At 41.5% G+C, this 23,170-nt stretch carries 17 protein-coding genes; 3 read left to right on the plus strand and 14 right to left on the minus strand.

Translation table 11 applies throughout. The features are described 5' to 3' along the window. Positions 1 to 219 precede the first annotated feature (219 nt). The 6 genes from radA to ACDD58_RS19125 form a co-directional block, all read right to left on the minus strand. On the minus strand, positions 220 to 1,605 hold the full coding sequence (gene radA, locus ACDD58_RS19100; protein ID WP_118209980.1) for a DNA repair protein RadA: 1,386 nt from the start codon (positions 1,603 to 1,605) through the stop codon (positions 220 to 222). A 74-nt stretch (positions 1,606 to 1,679) separates the two neighbouring features. Beyond that, positions 1,680 to 5,615 carry a fibronectin type III domain-containing protein gene (locus ACDD58_RS19105; protein WP_370778709.1) on the minus strand — a complete coding sequence of 1,312 codons (3,936 nt, stop codon included), beginning with the start codon at positions 5,613 to 5,615 and terminating at the stop codon, positions 1,680 to 1,682. Between the two features lie 234 nt (positions 5,616 to 5,849). Next, complete coding sequence (locus tag ACDD58_RS19110) at positions 5,850 to 6,260, minus strand: endosialidase (RefSeq protein ID WP_117921102.1); 411 nt, start codon at positions 6,258 to 6,260, stop codon at positions 5,850 to 5,852. 111 nt (positions 6,261 to 6,371) lie between these two features. Continuing rightward, positions 6,372 to 8,819, minus strand: coding sequence for an ATP-dependent Clp protease ATP-binding subunit (locus ACDD58_RS19115; RefSeq protein ID WP_370778710.1), 2,448 nt, complete (start codon positions 8,817 to 8,819; stop codon positions 6,372 to 6,374). A 22-nt stretch (positions 8,820 to 8,841) separates the two neighbouring features. Next, positions 8,842 to 10,119 carry a cadherin-like beta sandwich domain-containing protein gene (locus ACDD58_RS19120; protein ID WP_370778711.1) on the minus strand — a complete coding sequence of 426 codons (1,278 nt, stop codon included), beginning with the start codon at positions 10,117 to 10,119 and terminating at the stop codon, positions 8,842 to 8,844. Positions 10,120 to 10,188: 69 nt separating this feature from the next. Then, a complete protein-coding gene (locus tag ACDD58_RS19125) occupies positions 10,189 to 11,055 on the minus strand; it encodes a 4Fe-4S cluster-binding domain-containing protein (protein ID WP_117921099.1) in 867 nt (288 codons plus the stop codon). Positions 11,056 to 11,187: 132 nt separating this feature from the next. Between ACDD58_RS19125 and ACDD58_RS19130 the strand changes: the two genes are divergently transcribed. Then, a complete protein-coding gene (locus tag ACDD58_RS19130) occupies positions 11,188 to 12,429 on the plus strand; it encodes a 6-phosphofructokinase (RefSeq protein ID WP_370778712.1) in 1,242 nt (413 codons plus the stop codon). Here ACDD58_RS19130 and ACDD58_RS19135 read toward each other — a convergent pair. Genes ACDD58_RS19135 through ACDD58_RS19145 form a run of 3 tightly spaced genes read right to left on the minus strand, consistent with a single transcriptional unit; the run spans position 12,404 to position 15,334 of the window. Next, positions 12,404 to 13,330: an alpha/beta hydrolase gene (locus tag ACDD58_RS19135; protein WP_117921097.1), complete on the minus strand. Its 927-nt coding sequence runs from the start codon at positions 13,328 to 13,330 to the stop codon at positions 12,404 to 12,406. The two genes, ACDD58_RS19130 and ACDD58_RS19135, sit on opposite strands and share 26 nt — an antisense overlap. Before the next feature lie 47 nt (positions 13,331 to 13,377). After that, entirely contained in the window at positions 13,378 to 14,043 is a 666-nt protein-coding gene (locus ACDD58_RS19140; protein ID WP_117921096.1) for a DUF6320 domain-containing protein, read from the minus strand. Continuing rightward, entirely contained in the window at positions 14,036 to 15,334 is a 1,299-nt protein-coding gene (locus ACDD58_RS19145; protein WP_207724053.1) for a hypothetical protein, read from the minus strand. Before ACDD58_RS19145 ends, ACDD58_RS19140 begins: the two co-directional genes overlap by 8 nt. A gap of 265 nt (positions 15,335 to 15,599) precedes the next feature. Between ACDD58_RS19145 and ACDD58_RS19150 the strand changes: the two genes are divergently transcribed. Continuing rightward, positions 15,600 to 16,346, plus strand: a complete 747-nt coding sequence (locus tag ACDD58_RS19150; RefSeq protein ID WP_118209988.1) for a hypothetical protein — start codon at positions 15,600 to 15,602, stop codon at positions 16,344 to 16,346. Between the two features lie 22 nt (positions 16,347 to 16,368). Then, positions 16,369 to 17,199: a hypothetical protein gene (locus ACDD58_RS19155; protein WP_117921093.1), complete on the plus strand. Its 831-nt coding sequence runs from the start codon at positions 16,369 to 16,371 to the stop codon at positions 17,197 to 17,199. 117 nt (positions 17,200 to 17,316) lie between these two features. Here ACDD58_RS19155 and glyA read toward each other — a convergent pair whose 3' ends face one another. The 5 genes from glyA to scfA form a co-directional block, all read right to left on the minus strand. Beyond that, positions 17,317 to 18,558, minus strand: a complete 1,242-nt coding sequence (gene glyA, locus ACDD58_RS19160; RefSeq protein ID WP_186899991.1) for a serine hydroxymethyltransferase — start codon at positions 18,556 to 18,558, stop codon at positions 17,317 to 17,319. A 140-nt stretch (positions 18,559 to 18,698) separates the two neighbouring features. After that, complete coding sequence (locus tag ACDD58_RS19165) at positions 18,699 to 18,977, minus strand: DUF1294 domain-containing protein (protein WP_370778713.1); 279 nt, start codon at positions 18,975 to 18,977, stop codon at positions 18,699 to 18,701. A 65-nt stretch (positions 18,978 to 19,042) separates the two neighbouring features. Next, on the minus strand, positions 19,043 to 21,202 hold the full coding sequence (secD, locus tag ACDD58_RS19170) for a protein translocase subunit SecD (RefSeq protein ID WP_370778714.1): 2,160 nt from the start codon (positions 21,200 to 21,202) through the stop codon (positions 19,043 to 19,045). A 25-nt stretch (positions 21,203 to 21,227) separates the two neighbouring features. After that, positions 21,228 to 22,601: a thioether cross-link-forming SCIFF peptide maturase gene (gene scfB, locus ACDD58_RS19175; RefSeq protein ID WP_370778715.1), complete on the minus strand. Its 1,374-nt coding sequence runs from the start codon at positions 22,599 to 22,601 to the stop codon at positions 21,228 to 21,230. Between the two features lie 286 nt (positions 22,602 to 22,887). Continuing rightward, complete coding sequence (gene scfA / locus ACDD58_RS19180; protein ID WP_044998835.1) at positions 22,888 to 23,028, minus strand: six-cysteine ranthipeptide SCIFF; 141 nt, start codon at positions 23,026 to 23,028, stop codon at positions 22,888 to 22,890. Positions 23,029 to 23,170 lie beyond the last annotated feature (142 nt).

Below are 23,170 nucleotides of genomic sequence, written 5' to 3' on the forward strand. Positions count from 1 at the left end.
TTCTGTTTGTCAACAACTTTTTTATTTTATTTTGGAAGTTTTTCCAAAATGAGGTTGTCCGCTGTAAGATTATGTCACATCTTGCGGTCAGCTTGACTATAATATCATCTGTCTCTTTTTCTGTCAACTCTTTTTTTATATTTTTTCATCTAAAAAATTTGCAGCCTGATTTAAATGCATTCATACACTTAAATCAGGCTGTAATCACTTCACTGCTTTTTACTTCAGTATCGCATCCATCGCATCTTTTACTGATCTGACACCGGTCAGGCGGATTCCTTTCGGTACAGTTCCACTATCTTTCATGGAATCCAGGCTGACCTGTGGCAGGATACATTCATTAAATCCTAGTTTTTTCGCTTCTGTCACACGCTGCTCTGCCATGCTGACTGCACGCACTTCCCCACTCAGACCCACTTCTCCGAAACAGATTGTCTTTTCATCGATCGGTCTTTCACGGTAGCTTGAGATGATAGCAAGTACAATTCCTAAATCGATTGCCGGCTCATTCATTTTTACGCCGCCTGCAATATTAACATAGGCATCACAGTCTCCCAGTTTTAATCCCAGCCTTTTTTCAAGCACAGCCATCAGGAGATTTACCCTGTTAAAATCTGTACCTGCTGCAGTTCTCCGCGGAATGCCAAAATTACTGTGGCAGACTAACGCCTGTACCTCCACCAGAATCGGTCTGGTTCCTTCCATGGAACATGCAACCACAGAACCGGATGCACCTTCCGGTTTTCCACTCAGCATATATTCTGAAGGATTTTCCACTTCCATCAGTCCGTTCTGCCTCATTTCAAACACTCCGATTTCATTTGTTGAACCAAATCTGTTTTTGACGCCGCGCAGAATGCGGTATGCCGCATGTCTGTCCCCTTCAAAATAAAGTACGGTATCCACCATGTGTTCTAAGACCCTCGGTCCTGCAACCACTCCTTCTTTTGTCACGTGACCAACGATAAAAATGGAAATCCCCATTCCCTTTGCGATCTGCATAAATACTCCCGTAGACTCACGCACCTGTGATACGCTGCCCGGCGCAGAGGAAACTTCCTCATTATACATAGTCTGTATGGAATCTATGATCACGATCTGCGGTTTTTCCCTGTCGATCACAGCCTTGATCGTGTCTAAGTTCGTTTCACATAAAAGTGTCAGCGAATCACCAAAGGTTCCGATACGTTCTGCCCTTATCTTGATCTGCTGCAGAGATTCCTCTCCTGATATATATAATACACGCACACCTTTCTCTGATAAATTCCGGCATACCTGTAAAAGCAGCGTTGATTTACCGATTCCCGGATCACCGCCTACCAGTACTAAAGAGCCCTGCACGATCCCACCTCCAAGCACACGGTCAAGTTCTTTCATGTCTGTCGACATACGCTTATCCTGTGTCATCTCGATCTGCGAGAGCGGAACTGTCTTCGCTTCCGTTGTTTTTGCTGCTACCCTGCCGCCTTTTGCTGCACTTTTTTTGTCGATCGTCTCTTCAACAAATGTATTCCATTCCCTGCATGCCGGACACTGCCCCATCCATTTCGATGATTCGTAGCCACACTCCTGGCAAAAAAATACGGTTGTTTTTCCCTTTGGCATATTTCTTCTCCATCTCTTTTTATTGCTTATCAGTATACTTACTTTTGCAGTAAAAAGCAATGTTGATGATAAGGTTATTTTTTTACTTTGATCTTTACTGCAGAACTCTGAGTTTTAAAGTCTGCAAGCAATGCATTTTTACCATTTACAACTACTTTGTAATAGTATGTCTTTTTCTTCTTTGCTTTCTTATCTGCAAAAGTTGTTTTCTTTGTGGTTCCGATCAGCGTATATTTACCGTTCTTTTTTTCTGCACGGTAGATCTGATATGTTTTTGCGCCTTTCACCTTATTGTAAGAAACTGTAACGGTTCCCTTTTTGTTGTTTTTCAGTTTTGCAGCAATTTTCACACCATACAGAATGGATGCAGGTTTACCGGAAGCATACTGGGTACCGCTTCCATAAGACATATAAGAAGCTATTCTTGTTCCCTTTTCTCCATATGCACAGACGGTATAGTAATAGGTCACTCCACTTTTCAACTGCGCCCTATCGTATGCCGTTGTCTTTGTGACAGAACCGGTCTCTCCATAATAATCCGTATAACAAGCCTCATTTTCGTATCCTGTATCATCATTGGAATCTTTTGCGATCAGATTTCCTGACACTGCATATAGTTTTTCATCTGAGTTATATACCGGCATTGATATGGAACGGTATACTTTATAATATTTTGCACCTTTTACCTTTTTCCAGGTAATTTTTACTGCTTTCTTTTTCGTATCATAAACAGCTTTAATGGACTTTGCTGCCGCAAGTGAAGTAGATTCTTTTTCTGCTGTCCATTCGCTGTATATTTTTTTTGAGGTATAGGCTCTTACCGATACGTTTACATATTCCCCACCTGCTAACCCTTTGATGGTATATTTATTTTTCTTTGCCGTAACCACTTTCGGTGTAGCTGTTTTTTTCCGTCCATATTTATCATATATTACATATCTGACCTGATAACCTGCTGCAAACTTGTCTGCATCCCATTTTGCATTTACATTCTTTCCTTTATTCGTAAGAACTACATTTTTTGGTGCTTCTAACTGCATTTCAACACTCGCTGATCTGGAAATATATTTTAATGCTTTTCCATCCTTATAATATGCATTTACAATATAAGTATATTTCTCACCTGATTTTAGTTTTTTATCCGTATAACTTGTTGTTTTTGCATTTGTGATCGTTTTTACCAGTTCATATTTTGAGTTATATACGTTGTTGGCAGAGTTTCCTGAATTTAAGGAGTTTTTAACTTCCGTCACATCCTTGTCAAGCTCAGAAGTTCTGTAAATCTCATATTTCGTTGCAAAAGAGACTTTTGTCCAGATAAGTTTTGCTGAATTTTTTGAACTTTTTACAACCTTTAATTCAATGTTATTTACACGGCTGGTACTTGCTGTAATGTTCTTATATTCACTGTAACTTTTTATTTTTCTGTCCGGATCATAATAATAAGAACGGATTTTATAAGTATATTTTGTATTTTGCTTTAAGTTCTGATCCGTATAGATACGGTCTGTAATCGTTGCTATTTTTTTATATTTTTTACCAGACAAACGATAAATCTCGTATCCTGTATTATTTCCTTTATCAAAAGATAATTTTATGCTGTTTTTTCCGGCTTTTGTGTATACATACGGCACACTTACTTTTTCGGTGCAGCTTACCATATTTGAAGCCGCACTCATTGCCATATAATAAGTCATTCCAACAGACATATCTTTATATATTTCATTTTTCTGATTATCTGTTATCTTTATTTTCTGGTTTATTGTATATACCGGTTTCTTCTGTACCTTGTAAAGTGAACTGTCTGTATCATACGTGTGTGCAACAAATGTATATTTTACTCCCGGCTTTAATGAACTGAAACTGTATGCGCCATAACTTCCTGTTGCTTTATAAGCATGTACATAACTTTTTATCTCTTTCCTCTGAAGTTCTGTCAAAATATCTTCTAAATAAAGTTTTTTCTGTGCCCCGTTACCATCCGTATAATATCCATACGCACTCAAAAGCTCATAATTATAGTATGCCGGTATCTTACTGTCTTCAAAAGCATAAATGATCACATCTGCATCTACCGGCGTCCATGAGAGCTGCCATCTTTGTCCATTTTCCGTCTTTTCTATCTTCAGATTTTTTACGACTGGTATGTTTCCATTTACATTACATGTTACGTTTGCTGCTTCTGAATAACTTCCGTCTGAATAATACCCATCTTCCGTGGCTCCTAATCTGACGCAGAAATAGTTATACGGTAATGCTGATTTTACTGTAAAATCACAATACGGTTTCACTGCATATGTATAGTCTGTTTCAAAAGAATCATTTTCTCCCTTTGTATTGACATATGCATCATACAGCGAACCACCATGTTTGTAAAACTGTAAAAAACTGTCTGCATTTGTGATATTTAATGGCTTGCTGCTTTGTATATAAAACAACTGGTAATTACTTGCACCATTCTGTGGATTCCAGGAAACCGTTATTTTTTTGCCATTTACTGATGCCTTTACACCGGTTACTGCCGACAACTGTTTTACAACTTCATTCTTATAAGTATAAACATCTGACCACTGACCATACATGTCTGCTACATATTTCGTCTGTTTTGATTCTACAATGTATCTGCTGTTATCATCCCAGTTCTTATATTCTGCTTTCTTTATGTCCGTAACTTCATGGTAATATACGGCACGCACTTTTACATTTACCTGCTGTCCCTGGGAAAGGACAACATATGGAATTATTTCGTGATCTGACGGTGTCATTGCATGCAGTTTTCCTTCCGAAGCATCCAGAAACAGACCTGACATGCCGTAAACATTCGTATTGCCATCGCAGATCACCTCATATCCGACTTTCATCAGATCTCCGGCTTTATTTTTGAGTGTCGCCTTATCATTTGTAATCTCATTCCAGCTTATCTTTACATTTGATTTTTCAAATGAAATTTCATAACCTCTGCCTGCATATACAATATATTTATATGTTTTTGACTTTGAATCATATTTTCTAATAGATTGTAATTTTTTATAAAAGTTACCATTATAATTATAATAAATCACTTTATCGCCATCTTTTACCGCATAGCGGTCTATTACATTCTGACATTCTTCGTCCGAATCACACATACCGATCTCCGTGATCTCATCACCTTTCGTTATGTAATGATAACCGGTTCTATCACATGTCTGCATATACAGATACGTCTTTCCATTGACCTTATACATACCATATGCATCTTTATACTGCTCTGTATTTCCTTTTATTATGGCCTCCGCCTTATAATACAGTCTTACGAATCCATCAATATCCGTGCTGCCACACTGTCCATAATAGTCATTGCCATACTTATATAATCCTACTGTCTTATCCCATAAACTGCTTCTTTTGACTATTTTATAATCAACTCTCTCATCCGGCGTACCTGCCACGATCACGCCATTCTGAAACTGATTTACATAAACATATCTCAACAGCTTCCCGGACTGTGTGGTCAGAGTATAACAATTTCTTTCTCCGCTTACATTGATGACCTTTGACGGCTTATCGATTGCAGCCCGTTCTTCCTCTTCGGTTTCTTCTTCTGTCTCTTCTTCGGTTTCTTTTTCAGTTTCCTGTTCCGTTTCTGTCTCAGTCTCAGTTTCCACAGATTCCGTCTCGTCATTATTCTCCGTATCTTCTGTTGTTTCTGTGTTATTCACGTTCTCAGTTGTTCCCTCAGTTTCCGTCTCGTCAACTTTTTCTGTTGTCTCTGTAACTTCTGATACTTCTGCTGCCTCGCTCTCTTTCGTCTGCCCGTTGTCATTTTCCACAGACTCACTGTCTGCTTCACTTTCTGTCTGTTCCGTAGCCCCGACAGCTTCCATCGCATCTTCTGTCTGTGCTGCGGTTTCTGTGACTGTCTGTGGCACTACAGCAGCCCACACTGATGCACCATCTCCTATCGTCAGCGTTAGCGCCATCGCAAATGCCGCCATACGTTTCCAGCCCGTGAGCTTTTTTCTTTTCATAACCTTTTTCTCCTTCTTATTTATTACGCGTAATCACGCGCATTTTTTATGTTACTTTAACAGTTTTTGGCAGTCAATCGTACTTTCGTACCTGAGTGTACACACAACAATACGATACAGACTCTGTGGTCATTTTATGTAACAGGGAATTTCAACGAAATTTCCTATTACATAAAAAAAGAAGCTTACATGCCGCTTTGACACATAAGCCTCTTTTGATTTCATTTTCCGTTTCTAGCACTTTGTAACTTTCACATCTACCGGATGGTCACCAAGCTCTACACTTAAACTTAACTTGCCACCAAGATTTGTCTTCATCTTTCCTGCATCTGCGCCATCGATCGTGATGTCGTACTCTGCCTCATCCTCAAGTCCCACTGTAATCTGTGCATCTTCCGGTCCCTCTACCTGAAATGTCAGGCCTGTATCTGTTGCTTTCAGATTCATGACAGCCGTTCCCGGAACAGATTCATACACGAACATGCCATTGCGCTCTAACTTTGTAATCTCGGAAAATGTCTTCACTTTGTAGATATCTCCCTGGTGTTCGAAATTATCAAGTTTCGCCTTTGCACCTAATGTGTAATCCCCAAAACTGATCGTTCCATCTGCTTCTGAACGAATTAATTCGCTGATCGTTGCCATTTTTTCCTCCTGTGATAAAGTAGTTTTCTCTTTATCGTAAAATTTTGTGCCCTTATTATATAATATCCATGTTACGATTTCCAGTGCTTTCCCGGATATTTCAGTAAAAATTTATTTTGTTTCGAACACGATCTTTTCTTTGTGAATTGTCACGGTCACATCCATGTCTTTTTTCACTTTTCCAGATAAAATTTCTTCCGCCAGCTCATCCTCAATATCATTCTGAATCTGACGACGCAGCGGTCTTGCACCATATTTCGGGTTGTATGCCTTATTTACGATATACTTCTTAACGCTGCCACGTACGGTAAGGTGGATTCCCATCTGTTTTTCACAGCGTTCTGTAAGTTCTTTTAACATCAGGGTAACAATCTGCTCCATATCATCTTTATTCAATGAACGGAATACAATTGTCTCGTCAATACGATTCAAAAACTCCGGTTTAAAAATACGGCGCACCTCTTCCATAACACTGTTTTTCATCCGGTCGTAATTCTGTTTTTCATCATCTGAAGCTGCAAATCCAAGTTTTTTCGGCTCAACGATCGCCTGTGCTCCGGCATTTGAAGTCATAATGATGATCGTATTTTTAAAATCTACCTTGCGTCCCTGTGAATCTGTAATATGTCCATCATCAAGTACCTGAAGCAGAATATTAAATACATCCGGATGTGCCTTCTCGATCTCATCGAACAGGATCACAGAATATGGATTCCGGCGCACTTTTTCACTGAGCTGTCCGCCCTCCTCATGTCCTACATATCCTGGCGGTGATCCGATCATCTTTGATACACTGTGTTTTTCCATATATTCTGACATGTCAACGCGGATCATGGACTCTTCACTGCCAAACACCGCTTCCGCAAGTGCCTTTGATATCTCTGTTTTTCCGACACCTGTCGGTCCTAAAAACAGGAATGAACCAATCGGGCGCTTCGGATCCTTTAATCCTACACGGCCTCTGCGCACTGCTTTTGCCACCGCACTTACTGCATCCTCCTGACCGATGACACGTTTGTGTAAAGTAGCCTCTAATTTTCTTAAGCGCACAGCCTCCCCTTCGGCAATTTTTCTCACCGGGATTTTTGTCCATCTGGATACCACATCTGCAATATCGTCTTCTGTCACTTTTAACTTTTTACTGCGGCCATCTTTCTTTGCCTTTGTCTGTATTTTGGTAAGCTGTTCTTCACACTCTTCTTTTTCATTTTTCTTCTGCTTTGCACCTTCCACATCACCGTCATGTAAAAATTCCAGCATTTCCTCTTCTAACATGTTAATACGGTGTCGCAGTTCCACAACTTCTTCCGGTCTTCCACCTGCACGCAGACGTACTTTTGCTGCCGCCTCATCCATAAGATCGATTGCTTTATCCGGCAGGAAACGGTCGTTAATATAACGTGCCGACAGGCGAACTGCTGCTGATACTGCCTCATCCGTGATTTTTACCTGATGATGCTTTTCATACTGATCCCGCAGTCCTTCTAAGATCTGCACTGCCTCTTCTTCTGTTGGTTCTTCCACTGTAACCGGCTGGAATCTGCGCTCTAATGCAGCATCTTTTTCAATGTATTTGCGGTATTCATCAATCGTTGTTGCACCGATCAGCTGCAGTTCTCCACGTGCAAGTGCCGGTTTTAAAATATTAGATGCATCTATCGCACCTTCCGCTCCACCTGCCCCGATGATCGTATGCAGTTCATCGATAAAGAGCAGGATATTACCTGCTGCCCTTACTTCCTGAAGTACTTTTTTAATGCGTTCCTCAAACTCTCCACGATACTTTGAACCTGCAACGATCCCGGACATATCAAGGGATACAACTCTCTTTCCAGCAACGGTGTCCGGAACCATTCCGGTTGTGATACGCTCTGCAATTCCCTCAACGATCGCTGTCTTTCCTACTCCCGGTTCACCGATCAGGCAAGGGTTATTTTTTGTTCTTCTGCTTAGGATCTGTATTACACGGTCGATTTCGTCCTGTCTGCCAACCAGCGGATCTAATGCCCCCTCGGCTGCTAATGCAGTCAGATCTCTGGAGTACTGGTTTAGTACCGGTGTATCCGATGCAGTTTTCTTCACCGGTTTTCCATTCATGAAATCTTCTTTATACAGGCTTGCATCTTCTCCCATGGCAATCAGGATATCCACATACATTTTCTGGATATTGACTGCTAACGTATTTAAAAGTCTCGATGCCACACACTCCGTCTCTTTCATCATTGCGATCAGAATATGCTCCGTTCCGATCTCCTCTGAATGAAAACGCGCTGCCTCTCTGGCTGCACCTTCTAACACCTGCAATACTCTTGGTGAATATTCTTTTGCCTCTGCCGTCAACACCTGTGCGTCCGGCGCAATGAGTTCTTCGATCAGCTGCATGACTTTGTCAAGCTCGACACCATTTTCAGTTAACACCTGTGCAGCAACACCTGTTCCTTCCTTTAAAAGTCCGATCAGGATATGTTCCGTTCCAATATAGTGGTGATGCAGTGATTTCGACATTTTTGAAGCCAGATCAATTGCTTTTTTTGCCTTTGTTGTATATCGTATCTGCATAGTCTCTCCATTCTGTTTCTATTTATAAATCATTTAAATCGATGATCTCTAAATCATCATCTTCCTCTTCTTCTCTCGGAATATGTTTTTTCTCCGGAGTATGTTTTCTTTCCGGCTGCTCTTTTCTCTCCGGGCGGTGTTTCTCCTCCGGCTGCTCTTTTTTCTCCGAACGGCGTTTCTCCTCCGGCTGCTCTTTTTTCTCCGGACGGCGTTTCTCCTCCGGCTGCTCTTTTTTCTCCGGACGTTTCTTCTCTACCGGTGAGAACTCCTCCTCATCATCCCAGTCCTCATCTTCAAGATCATCCGACATACCCCTTCCGAATAATCCTGCATGTACTTTGTGGATCTTTGACACGCCGATTTCGTTTTCTGTCTCGTCATCGTCCCTGTCTTCTGTTTCATCTGCCGTTTTTGTCTTTCCATGGAAGAAGCCTCTTCTTTCCGGTTCAATATCATTTTCTTCTTCCATACTGCTGTTTTCTTCGAAATCAGCATCCTCTTGCTGCTCCTGATCCTTTACTTTCTTTGCAGATTTCCAGTCCCAGTCATCCTGATTTTCTTCATCATCCCAGTCATCTCTTTTGCTTCCTCTTAATAAGAGATTAACAATAATCACGACGAGTACTGCGATCACAAATGCCATGATTCCCATCATATTTCTGGAAAAGGATTTTTCCTTCGCATACTGTTCTGAGAGGTCATTGTATTCCTGCTGAAGATATTCCATATTATAAGTATCATCATCTTCTGCTGTCTCAGTCTCCGCATTCTGTCCGTCCGTTCCATCTGCCGGCTGGTCTGTCGTCTGTCCATCTGACGGCTGATCTGCGGTCTGTCCATCTGACGGCTGATCTGTGGTCTGCCCGTCCGTTCCATCTGCTGGCTGGTCTGTCGTCTGCCCGTCTGCTGCCTGTCCTTCTTCTCTTGTCAGCGTGATCGTATACTGGGCAAGTGCCCCGTTCTGTGCCTTTACGACAACTTTTATCGTATTGGTACCAACCTGAAGATTGTCATTTCCTGTGATCGACTGCACCGTCGCAAATTCATTGACCGGTGTTGCCGTCACCGTAACGCTTGTAACATCATTTGGTACGGTAGCTGTATATTGTACTGTCTTTCCTGTAAAATCCGGGGATAATGTTCCCGCAGAAAGTGATAAAACTTCCAGCGAATTATCCGCGGAAAGTGTTGTCTGTGCAGCAGCCACCTGAATCCCGGTAGCTTTTATATCTGTCGCAGGCTCTGCCACAATGCAGCCAATGCAGAAAAGTGCGGCGATAATTGCTATTTTTCTCTTCATTTGCTTCACACTCCCTTTATTACCATCATCACTATGGAATTATATGAGATATTCGAAAAAGCGTCAACCTCAAACTCCTTCATTGTCAAATTCAGGAATAAAACTTTCCTCAGCTGTCTCTCCATCCTGAATAAAACCATTTTCTATTCCTATATCAATCGCAAAATCGACAACTTCATTATATTCACGTTCCGTAATCCTTCGGTTTAATTCCGGATATTTTTTTACATTGGAAAGCGGCGTGAACTGATGCATGATACTGATATATATTTCATTGCCATAAGTTTCATGCAGATATGATAAAACTGCTTTGGAATCTTTCGTACATCCCGGCAGAATCAGATGACGCACGATCGTCCCCCGCTTCATCAGAGAATCTTCCCCATTTTCAAAAACAGCTTCTCCCGTCTGACGCACCATCTCCTTTATCGCCTCCTTTGCCACAGAAGGATAATCCGGTGCATGGGAATATTTTGCACTTAAAGCGGCATCCTGATACTTAAAATCCGGAAGATAGATATCCACAATTCCCTCCAGAGAACGGATCGTATCCACATTTTCATAACTGCTTGTGTTATAAACTATCGGAATTGTTAAATTCTGGTCTCTGGCAAGCTCCACTGCTTTTATGATCTGTGGTGCAAACTGTCCCGGTGTTACAAGATTAATATTATTGGCGCCTTTCTCCTGAAGTTCCAGAAAAATTTCACACAGACGTGCGGTACTTATGACTTTCCCCGCCGTACCATTTGCAATATTTTCATTCTGACAGAATACACAGTGCAGCGCGCAGCCTGAAAAAAAGACCGCCCCGGAACCTTTTTCACCCGATATACATGGTTCTTCCCAAAAATGCAGTGCGGCACGTGCCACCTTGATCTCATCTGTCTGTCCACAGATCCCGCGTTCTTTCGCTTCTCTGTTTACAGCACACATTCTAGGACACAATGTACATATTTTCATGGTATAACATCACTCTTTCTATTTAAATTAATGATTGCGCAACCGTGTCTTTTTTTGTATGATAGACATTGCAAAAAGAAGATCAAACACAAAGGAGTTTTTCTTATGAGTCCAAAAAACTGTATGGTAGCACAGTCAGGCGGTCCTACCGTTGCGATCAATGCCAGCCTTGCCGGTGTGATCGACGGTGTGATGCGTTCTGATATGTATGACACGGTTTATGGTTCCTTAAACGGAATCACAGGTATTTTAAACAATGATTTGATGAATCTTTCTGAATTAATGCAGCAGAATCCGGAATATCTCGACCGCTTAAAAGTCACTCCGGCAATGTATCTTGGCTCCTGCCGTTACAAACTGCCAGATTATTTAGATGATGATTCTTCCTATGTATTCATTTTCAAACAGTTTGAAACTTACCATATTGATGCATTCTTTTATATTGGCGGCAATGATTCCATGGACACCGTTTTAAAGCTCTCTGAATACGGTAAGCGGATCGGCAGCCCGGTGCGTATCATCGGTATTCCAAAAACCATCGACAATGATCTCTGCGAAACAGACCATACACCTGGATTTGGTTCTGCTGCAAAATATATCGCATCTTCTCTTTTAGAGATCGCACATGACACATTTATCTATGCAGTCAAGAGTGTGACGATCGTCGAGATCATGGGACGTGATGCCGGATGGCTGACTGCTGCATCTGCACTCGCAAGAAACGGTTATAATACAGCACCTCATCTGATTTATCTCCCGGAGGTTCCATTTGATAAAGAAGATTTTTTACTGGATGTAAAGCGTATGCTTTTTGAGCGTAACAACGTGATCGTTGCCGTATCCGAAGGTATCCGTGATGCTTCCGGCAACTATATCAGTGCTTCTGAGAGTTCTGTTGACACGTTCGGGCACAGCCAGTTAAGCGGCGCCGGAAAAACGCTTGAATTTTTAGTCAAGGAAAAACTTGGTGTCAAAGTCCGTTCCGTAGAAGTCAACGTATTACAGCGCTGCGCAGCACATCTCGCTTCAAAGACTGATCTTGATGAGGCATTTGCTCTCGGCAGAAAAGCTGTTGCACTTTCCGAAGAAGGGGTTACCGCTTCCATGGTAACAATGCGCCGTATCTCCGATGCCCCATATGAGATCGCATATGAGCATGCCGAGATCCGACACATTGCAAACGAAGCAAAATCAATTCCGAGAGAATGGATCAATGATGCCGGCAATGATGTTGCGCAGCCGCTTATTGATTACCTTGCCCCACTCGTACTCGGTGAAGTTCCGGTAAAATATGAAAATGGTATCCCGGTTTATATGGATGTCAGTCATTTAGCAAAACATCAATAAATTTACCGATCTCAACCCACGCTCTTTTAGATTCCGGCAGCATTTTTGCTGCCATCTGAAAGATGTGGAACATCCCATCATAAATACTGATCCTTACTTTAACTCCCTGCTCTCTTGCTTTTGCAGCCACATCCACAGAATCCGAGAGCAGCATTTCATAAGAGCCGACCTGTATCAGCATCGGCGGAAATCCCCTGAAATCTCCATACAAAGGTGAAATATAAGCATTTAACGGATCGTTGTCTCCGATATAATCCTTATTATAGATAAGGCTGTCCCTTGTTTTTCCAAACAGAGGATCCTTCTCATAGTTTGTCTCATAAGACTCTCCACGCGCAGCAAGATCTGTCCAGGGTGACATCGCTACGATCCCGCATGGAAGCTGTTTTCCCTTATCTTTTAAATAATGACATAACGCCATTGCAAGACCACCCCCTGCAGAATCGCCCGCGATGATGATCTGCTCAGAAAACCACCCCTGCTCCAACAGATAACAATATGCTGCATAGGCATCCTCTAAAGCTGCCGGATACGGATGCTCCGGTGCCACACGGTAATCAGGGGTCAGCACGCTCATTCCATGACTGACTTCACAGTATAGTCCTGCGAACATGCGGTATGCATTCCGCATTGCTCCAACATATCCCCCTCCATGAAGCTGTAAAATGACCTTTTCTATATTTGGATTTTCTTTTGACTGCAAATATTCCATGGAAAAGTTGTCCATTCCGATCACTTCTAAGGAAAAACAGTCCGGGCATTTCCATGGCGGTTCAGAATCTCCGATCTTTTTTCTTAATTCTCCGTTTTTTATCTTCTTCCCAATCAGGTGATCATTTGTCACATGGGCGATCAGGTCCCTCATGACTTTTCCCCTGATGCTCGCTTCGTTTTCTCTCATCCGATTGCTCCTGTTCTGCTGATGTTTGCTCTTTTTATTCTAATGTATCAGCGAATGTGAAATCTTCGCTTTAACTCCACTCTTGCTCTGCGGTCTCCGATGATCAGTGTTCCAAGAAACAGAAACAGGGAAAACGCAAATGCGATCAGTGCAAAAAGCTGTGCCGTCACGATACCGGTAAAAATCAGTATTACCGGAACAATGCTGCATAAGATCATAAAAATCTGCCACATCATATAGCTCTGCCAGTTTCTGCGGTTTACGATCATACATATGATAATACCCATATCGACCAGAATGATTGCTGCCGGTATCGCATAGTTGACAGACCAGCCACGGTATCCGACCACAAAATCAATCGCGATCACGACCAAAATCGCCATCAGCGTAAGTACCGTGATCTTGGCACGGTAACCTGTTTTTCCAAGGATTGCAAAGCGGATCAGCATATATCCGTAGAAAAATGCCAGTCCTGCAATGGCACTCCACGCTATTTGGGACTCGGTAACTATATTGATATAAATAAGCAGCACCTCAGCTAAAAGTGCACAAAACAGATAAATCTTGCTTATCAGCGTCATTTTTCTGGTGTGCACTCTCACATCCGGGTACATGTTTTCCACATCACCTGTATGCTCTAACACTGACCCACAGAGCGGACAACGCTCTGTTTCATCTGATATCTCCACATTACAATTTCTGCATTTACTCATAATTTACTCCATTACTCTTTATTTCTACTGCAATCCCATCTGAAGCAATTTTCCGGAAAAAGCCACGCTGCACGGATGCATCCACAAGATCATAACTGAAACTGAATACAAGTGTATCTCCGTAAGAGCAGATAGTTCCTTTCAAATGCTGCCCTTTCGACATTGCAAGAAACGCCTGAAACATTTCCACGTATGGACGGTAATCTTCTGACACGGAAATATTTCCAATATTGGTGATTGTTGCAGTATTTGCAAGCGCAGAGGTTGTATAAACATATTTCATTGCCAGATTTTTCAGAAAAAGTGGAACTATCCTTGCGATCATAAGCTTCTCATTGGAAACATTATAAGAAAAAAGTTTTTCAAGATTTTCCCTGTTGATCTGACTGCGCAGGCTTTCTTTCACTATCTCAACTACCTCCGCAAACGTATAGGTTTCTTTGGTCGGATGAAACTCTGCAGAAACCATGGCAAAAAAGTTTTTTGTGGTAATCGAATTAAAATACGGGCGCAGATTGACCGGTACGGCAACACGGATCGGGCACTTTGACGGCATGCCGTGCAGACACTCCGTATAAACACTCCAAATATATACGCTTACCAGATATTCATTGATGCTGACTCCCATCGCATGACAGACATTTTTTAATTCGGGGATTTTCATGTAGCCGTGCATCACACCAAACTCACCCGGTCTTAACTTTTCCCCACGGATCAGGTATGCCTTTTTTGTCTGATAACCTTTTGCAGAGCTTTTTTTGTAATTCTTTAAAAAACTGTCCTCCCTGTTCAAAGACGTATCAACGCTTAAAGAATCCCCTAATTTTTTCTGAAGATCCTTATGTGCCAGACGCAGATACTGATAGGTCAGTTCTTTTAAGAAATTAATTCCTCCCATACCATCTGTCAGTACATGGAATACTTCCAGATTGATCCGGCATTTATAATAAGTCACACGGAACATATAACTGCGGTTTTTGTTCTGCTGAATATACCTGCATGGGAAATTGTTCTCCATACGGACTTTCGGCGCTGCCTTTCCGTTCTCCTCAAAATAGTACCAGAATACACCCTGACGCAGTCTTAAATTAAAACCGTCAAACTTCGGCAATACCATATCAAGTGCCTTCTGCAATAATTCCGGATCAATCTCTTCTTTCAGTGTAACACTGATCCTGTATACATTGCTCATGCTCTCCCCGGCTATGACAGGAAAAAGATGGGCTGTATTATCAAGTCTGTCCCAGCGAATGTCACGGTATGCCGGAACTCCTTTATTCTGTTTCTTCATATATTCCTCGCTTCTGCATACTCTGCATGCCGTTTTAATTTCTATTTTGTCTGTCCTTAGCCGGCTTATAAAATATGCAATCTATTGTATACAATTATAAAATAACATCACATAAAATACAAGTTTTGGCATATTGAAATTCTCTGATATATTTCTGTAATTTTTCTTATTTATTTCTTAAATTTACGATTGTATAAAATTTTTCTACATATTATAATATTTTTGTAACATTTATAAAATACTTATAAAAATGGAGGATTCACTTATGAAAATTTTCAAACGAACAGCAAGCTTGTTCTTAGCTTTCTGTCTCTGCGCCGGAATGCTCTTACTGCAGCCGCAGTCAACAGTATCCGCAGCCACCACAACCACACCAACCACCAAAGTACTGCGTATATACAGCAGATCACAGAGTAATTCAGATATCCATATCAATTTACCAAAAGGTAAAGTCTGCTATGTAAAAAATATCAAGACAAACAGCAAAAATCTGATTGCCAAAAACACCCGCTACTATACCAGCACTTCCACAGACGAATATACAAATCCTTACGCAGAAATCGGTCTTTATGCAAAGAAAGAAGGTACATACAAAGTAACCTACAACATCTGTGATAAAGCAGGTAAAAAACTTTCTTCCGGTAAAGTAACCGTATATGCAAAAAATGACTCACCGGTTAAATCTGCCAAGTTTGCAAACAAAGAAATTAACAGTGCTCTTACAGGCAAATCATCCGGCAAATTAAGCATCAGAATGAACAAAGGGTATAAGCTGAAAAAAATTACCGTTGCCACCTACGATAAGTCAGGTAAGGAAGTTGTTAAAAATTTCAAAAACAACAGTACATTAAAACTTGGTCAATATGCCTATATCAGCAGGAATACTTACTCTGACAGTTCCAGTTATTATACTTCACTTGCTGCCCGGACCACAATCACCGTCACTTATGTTGACAAATATACAAAACAGAAATGTCAGCTTGTTTATATAATCAGGCGTCTTGCAAAATAATCCAACAGGAGGAATATTTAATATGAAATCAATGAAACAGATTGTCTGCACCATTCTTACACTTTGCCTGTGTGTCGGATTATTCATGATCCCTTCCACTCCGGTATCCGCTGCAACCACACCAAGTGTGTCAAAAAATGTCGATGTTTACTATTATCCAAGCTACCCTGATGTCAATGATTATGCCATTAGTGTAAATCTTGGAACATACGGAAAAAACATTAAAAATATAAAAACAAACAGTAAAAATCTGAAAGCAAAATTAACAAGCCTGAATCTGAATACCACTCAGAACACTGGCTATATCGGTGTCTATGCAAAGAAAACCGGTAATTACAAAGTTACTTTTGATGTATACAATGCCAAAAACAAAAAAGTAAAATCACTCTCTGTAAAGGTAAGGGTACTAAGCGCAGTCTCTTCCAACAATTATCCTTTCAAGAGTTTAACTTTCGATGGGAAATATTATGATTATTCGACTCTTTACACCAAAGATTCTGTCAAGATCAATGTAAAAATGAACAAAGGATATAAATTAAAGAAAATTGAATACAGAACTTACAGTAAACCAACAGTAACCTATTCAACTTCTACCAGTAAATCCATCTCAAATACAGAGAAAACCACAAAAACCGCAAACGGAAAAGCTATTAAATTAGGACGTTATGCAAGCTATTCCGGATACAGCTATGTATATGAATCTACATACTCCCCTGATTATAATTATGAATCACATAATATGTATACAAGCCTGCTTGCGCCAACGACTGTAACAATTACTTATCAGGACAAGAAAAAACAGATCCGAACCATAAGCTATACACTCTTCCGTGTTGCAGATGATGTAAAATAGAAGGCTGTATTCTTTACAGATATATACTTATTATTACACCAAAAAGCGAGAAAACCATCAAAAACTGGTTTCCTCGCTTTTTGTTCTATCATATCAGAATATTGTTTGTATTCTTTTCTATCTCTCTAACGGATATTTCTCTGTCAGGGATTTTACGATTGCACGCGCTTTATCAGCTGCCGACTCACCCTCCTTGATCATCATGGCGATCGCCTCTGCGATCTGATCCATATCCTCTGTGTTTAGTCCACGGGAAGTAACTGCCGGTGTTCCAAGACGTACACCGCTTGTTACGAATGGGGACTTCGGATCGTTCGGGATCGTGTTCTTGTTGCAGGTGATATTGACAGAATCGAGAAGTTTCTCCACTGCCTTTCCTGTCTGATCATAATTGGTCAGATCAACTAACATCAAATGGTTGTCTGTACCGCCGGATACGATCTTAATATCCCGGCTTAACAATCCCTTGCAGAGTGCCTGCGCATTATCGATGATATTCTGCTGGTAAACTTTAAATTCCGGCTGAAGCGCCTCTTTAAAGCAGACAGCCTTTGCTGCGATCACATGCATCAGAGGTCCACCCTGGATTCCAGGGAAAATAGCTTTATTAAAGTTATATTTGTCCGCAATCTCCTGACTGGATAAGATCATACCTCCACGCGGTCCACGCAGCGTCTTATGAGTTGTAGTCGTAACAACATGCGCATACGGTATTGGGCTTGGATGAAGTCCTGCTGCAACAAGTCCTGCAATGTGTGCCATATCCACCATCAGGACTGCTCCGCATGCATCTGCGATCTCACGGAATCTCTTAAAGTCGATGGTTCTCGCATAAGCACTTGCACCTGCGATGATCATCTTCGGCTTGCACTCCATTGCGATCTCTTCTACTTTATCATAATCGATAAATCCCTCATCATTGACACCGTAAGGTACAATATGGAAATACGTACCGGAAAAGTTCACTGGACTTCCATGTGTCAAATGTCCGCCATGGTCTAAATTCATTCCCATCACTGTATCACCCGGTTTTAAGATGGCAAACTGGACTGCCATATTTGCCTGTGCGCCGGAATGAGGCTGTACATTGGCATACTCACATCCAAAAAGCTCTTTCGCACGCTCTCTTGCAAGCTCCTCCACTACATCCACACATTCGCATCCACCGTAATATCTTTTTCCCGGATAACCCTCTGCATATTTATTCGTAAGAACGCTTCCCATTGCTGACATTACTGCCTTGCTCACCCAGTTCTCGGATGCGATCAGCTCAATATGGCTGTTCTGACGCTCAAATTCATCGGTAATGGCATTTGCTACTTCCATATCAACTGCCTGAATATCTTCCAGTGTATACATAATTGGTAATACTCCCTTCCTTTGCTGTTTGATCAATGTGTCTTTCTACCAAAAACACTTGTCTTTTATTTCTGTTTATCATTATATATGACTTCCCTTTTTTTGGCAATTCCAAATACCACAGCAGTTATATCAAATAATTATAAATGGTATAAGCCCTGTCGATAAAGCAGGATTGCTGCCACGATCTGCAAAGCCAGGATCAGCGGCATTCCTATGACAAAATACCAGTGTCTCGTCTTATGGTGGAACACATACATTCCAGCCCATGTTCCGATACTGCCTCCTAAAATGCTAACCAGAAAAAGCATTCTCTCTGAAATACGCCACCGGTGCATTTTCGCACGTCTTTTATCATCTCCCATGATAAGGAATCCAGCCAGATTTAAAAATACCAGATAAGCTGTGATTGTATCCATGATTTTCTCCTCTCACAAAAAAACCCCGGCAAAACTACCGGGGCTTTCATTCATAATAACAATTTTTATTCTGTTACCTTATTTTTACCTACATGAATCTTCATCACATACCACAACTCTGTTGCAATACAGATAGATGAATAAGCACCACAGATAAGACCTGCCATCAGAGGAAGTGCAAATTCACGGATGCTGGTCACACCGAGGATGAACAGCATAAATACCATAACAAAAGTCGTCCAGGAAGTATTGATGCTTCGTGACAACGTCTGTGTCAGGCTTCGGTTTGCAATTTCCATCAGTGACTCTTTCGTCTGCTTGCCATGTTTTGCTGCAAGGTTCTCACGGATACGGTCAAAGATAACGATCGTATCGTTGACGGAATAACCAATGATCGTCAGCATACATGCGATAAAGGTATTTCCGACAGAAATACGCATCAGGGCATATACGGTAAGTACGACTAAAACGTCATGAACCAGGGCAATGATCGCACTTGCACCAAAACGGATATCTTTGAAACGGAACCAGATATAGATCAACATGCAGATTGTTGAAATGATCACCGCTTTAAATGCATCCGCACGCATCTCGCCACTGACTGTGGAACTGATACTCTGGAATGTGATCGTAGATTCATCCACATCAAAATTGTCTGCAAGTGTCTGGTTCAATGTATCACGTTCTTCCTTAGACAAAGTTCTTGTCTTGATCGTGATCTGTGTTGTTCCCTCCACTTTGTTTGCCTGGATATTGCTGTCTCCGGTCACTTCTTTTACAGCCGGGATAATGTCTTTCTCAATGTCCTCAATGGTATATTCTTTACCAAAATCAGCAGTGGTGGAAGTTCCTCCCATGAAATCAAGTCCATAATTTAAGGAATTCTGACCGGATGCTTTATGTACTCCCATACCAATGAATCCGGCAGCAATAATTGCAAGAGAGATTCCAAAGAACACATATCTCTTCTGCAGGAAATTAATAGTCTTTCTCTCTTTGGCACGTCCGTAGAATTTCTCATCTCTAAGTCCTAACCAGTAGAAAGCATAAAGAATCCATCTTGTCACAACAAGTGCTGTAAACATGGAAAGGATAATACCGATCATAAGTGTATAAGCAAATCCTTTTACAGTACCGGAACCTAATGACATCAATACGACAGATGCGATCAAGGTTGTGATGTTACCATCTAAGATTGCGGACATTGCCTTATGGAAACCGGTTTTCATTGCAGTAATAACTGACTTACCTGCTGCGATCTCCTCACGGATACGTGCGAAGATGATAACGTTGGCATCTACCGCCATACCGATACTTAAGATGATACCGGCAATACCAGGTAATGTTAATGTGATTTCAAATAAGTATAAGGTTGCGATCACAAGTGCTGTATAGATCGCAAGTGCTAAAGTTGCTGCAACACCCGGAACTGCATATACGATGATCATAAAGATCATAACGATCACAAGACCGATCGCTGCTGCTTTTAAACTGGAGGAGATTGCCTGGCTTCCAAGCTGTGCCCCTACCACGCTGGACTCTAACTCTGATAACTGCAGGGAAAGAGAACCGATACGGATCTGTGTTGCTAAAGTCTGCGCCTCTTCAAAAGTACTCTGACCGGAAATCTGTGCTGTACCTCCGGTAATTGCCTCCTGTACGGTAGGATAACTGATGATTTCTCCATCATATACGATTGGAAGTGCTTTTCCGACATTTTCAGATGTAACATCTCCGAAAGTCTTTGCACCCTCATCCGTCAGGGTAAGCTGTACAACGTACTGTTTGTTACCATACTGGTCTGTGGTTGTTGCAGCCTGTGCATCTGCTACCTGATCACCTGTCATAAATACAGTACCATCAGAAAGCTGGAACTCTAAGGAACCCGGATTACCCAGTTCCTCTAATATCTTGCTCGCATCTGTAACACCAGGGATCTCAACGGCAATACGGTCATCTCCGACCTGATATACAGAAGCCTCTGTACTGTAACTTTCCACACGCTTCTGGAGTTTGTAGATCGTATCACTCATATCTTCTGCGCTTGGATTTTCATCCATGACCTGATAGGTAATCGATACACCACCGGACAGATCAAGTCCAAGCGGAATACTCATTTCCTCCCCAATACCGGTCGATGAAAGAATAATAGATGCATAATAGGCAAGTCCCGCAAATGCAGCGAGAATCGCAACTAATATGACTGCTGCTTTACTCTTTTTCATTTTCTTTTTCCTTCCTGTTTCTTTTTTATTCACAATCGGCTTCGGCAGCCTTGATCATGATTGCACATTCAATACGTTTTTTCTGCAGTTCACATCCGATATCATATGCTCCGCAGATATCACCGCTGAAATTATACGCATTTGCTGCACATCCGCCGCTGCAGTAGAACCTGGCAAAACATTTTCTGCATTTTTCTTTTGCATAGACGTTGCAGCACTTAAATTCATCACGGATCTCTGTATTTTTAATCCCCTCATCCACATTGCCGAGCAGGAACTTCTCATTGCCTACAAACTGATGGCACGGATAAAAATCACCCCAAGGCGTTACCGCAAGGTACTCGGTTCCCGAACCACAGCCGGACAGACGTTTTGCCACACACGGACCACCTTCAAGATCGATCATAAAATGGAAGAAATTAAAATCATCTCCCTCTTTGTGACGTCTTACCATCTCCGCTGCAAGTTTGTCATATTCCTCAAACAGCTGTGGAAGATCTTCCTCTGTGATCGCATACGGTTCACCCGGTTCTGCAACTACCGGCTCCACGGAGATCTGTTTGAAACCAAGATCCGCAAGATGAAGTACATCTGCTGAGAAATCAGGGTTATAATGTGTGAATGTACCACGTACATAATACTTGTCCTGATGTCTGCTCTCTGCAAACTTCTGGAACTTCGGAACGATCAGATCATAACTTCCTGCGCCTTTGCGGAACGGACGCATCTTATCATGGACTTCTTTTCTTCCGTCGATACTTAAGACCACGTTTGCCATCTCTTTGTTACAGAATTCCATGATCTCGTCATTTAAAAGCACACCATTTGTTGTCAGGGTAAAACGGAAATTCTTATCGTGCAGCTTTTCCTGCTCTCTTCCGTATGCAACCAGATCCTTTACGACCTGCCAGTTCATAAGAGGTTCGCCGCCAAAAAAATCGACCTCAAGATTTCGTCTGTTTCCTGAATTTGTGATCAGGAAATCAAGCGCTTTCTTTCCCACCTCAAAGGACATGAGCGCCCTTCTTCCGTGATATTCTCCCTCCTCTGCAAAACAATACTGACATGCCAGATTACAGTCATGTGCAATATGCAGGCAGAGTGCCTTTACAACCGTTGGGCGTTTTTTGAAATCCATGATATAGTTTTCATAAGTGTCCTTTGTAAAAAGTGACTCCTCATCGATCAATGTCTGGACTTCATCGATTGCCTCTTCGACTTCTTCTTTACCGTATTTTCCGGACAGAGCAGATACAATCTCATCCTTTGCGTACGATTCCGGCTGGCTCTTATCTATCATTTCAATAACATCGTAAGTCACATCATCCACCACATGAATCGCTCCGCTGTTTACATCTAAAACAATATCATAGCCGTTGTTCTTATACTGATGAACCACTATAATATTTCCTCTCTTTCTATCTGATTTTACAGCAAAACATTTAAAGTTTTCTGCAAATCAATGTATTTTTTTCAAGTATTACGGCATTTTAATGTTGCCGATAAAACGTACAAATGACCGCACGCTATGCGAACGGTCGTTTGCAGATTTCACTTATATCCGACCGTATGATTTTCATCGTTGTATCACACAGTCATTTTGTATCATGCCATGATGGCATATCCGGCACTCATATGCACAATTTTTACCATGCTATGCATGCCCGGCTGTACCAGTTCAAATCTTATTTGTGCTCGCAGCTCTGGTTTCCTACTGTACAGGATGTCTTGCATGCAGACTGGCAGGATGTCTGGCACTCGCCGCAGCCACCTTTTTTGATTGTGTTCTGTAATCTCTTGGTATTTAATGTCTTTACATGTTTCATGATGCTTCTCTCCTTTTTTGTAATTTCCGCACACATGGGATACGCCATTTGCCCACTCCCCGTAATACTATGTATTTATTCGCTTTCGCGCGGAGTTCTATTAACCTGTATAGTATAACATAACTTTTTTCATATGGGAAGT

The sequence above is a fragment of the Roseburia sp. genome (assembly GCF_041325975.1).
GTDB classification, from domain to species: Bacteria; Bacillota; Clostridia; order Lachnospirales; family Lachnospiraceae; genus Roseburia; species Roseburia rectibacter.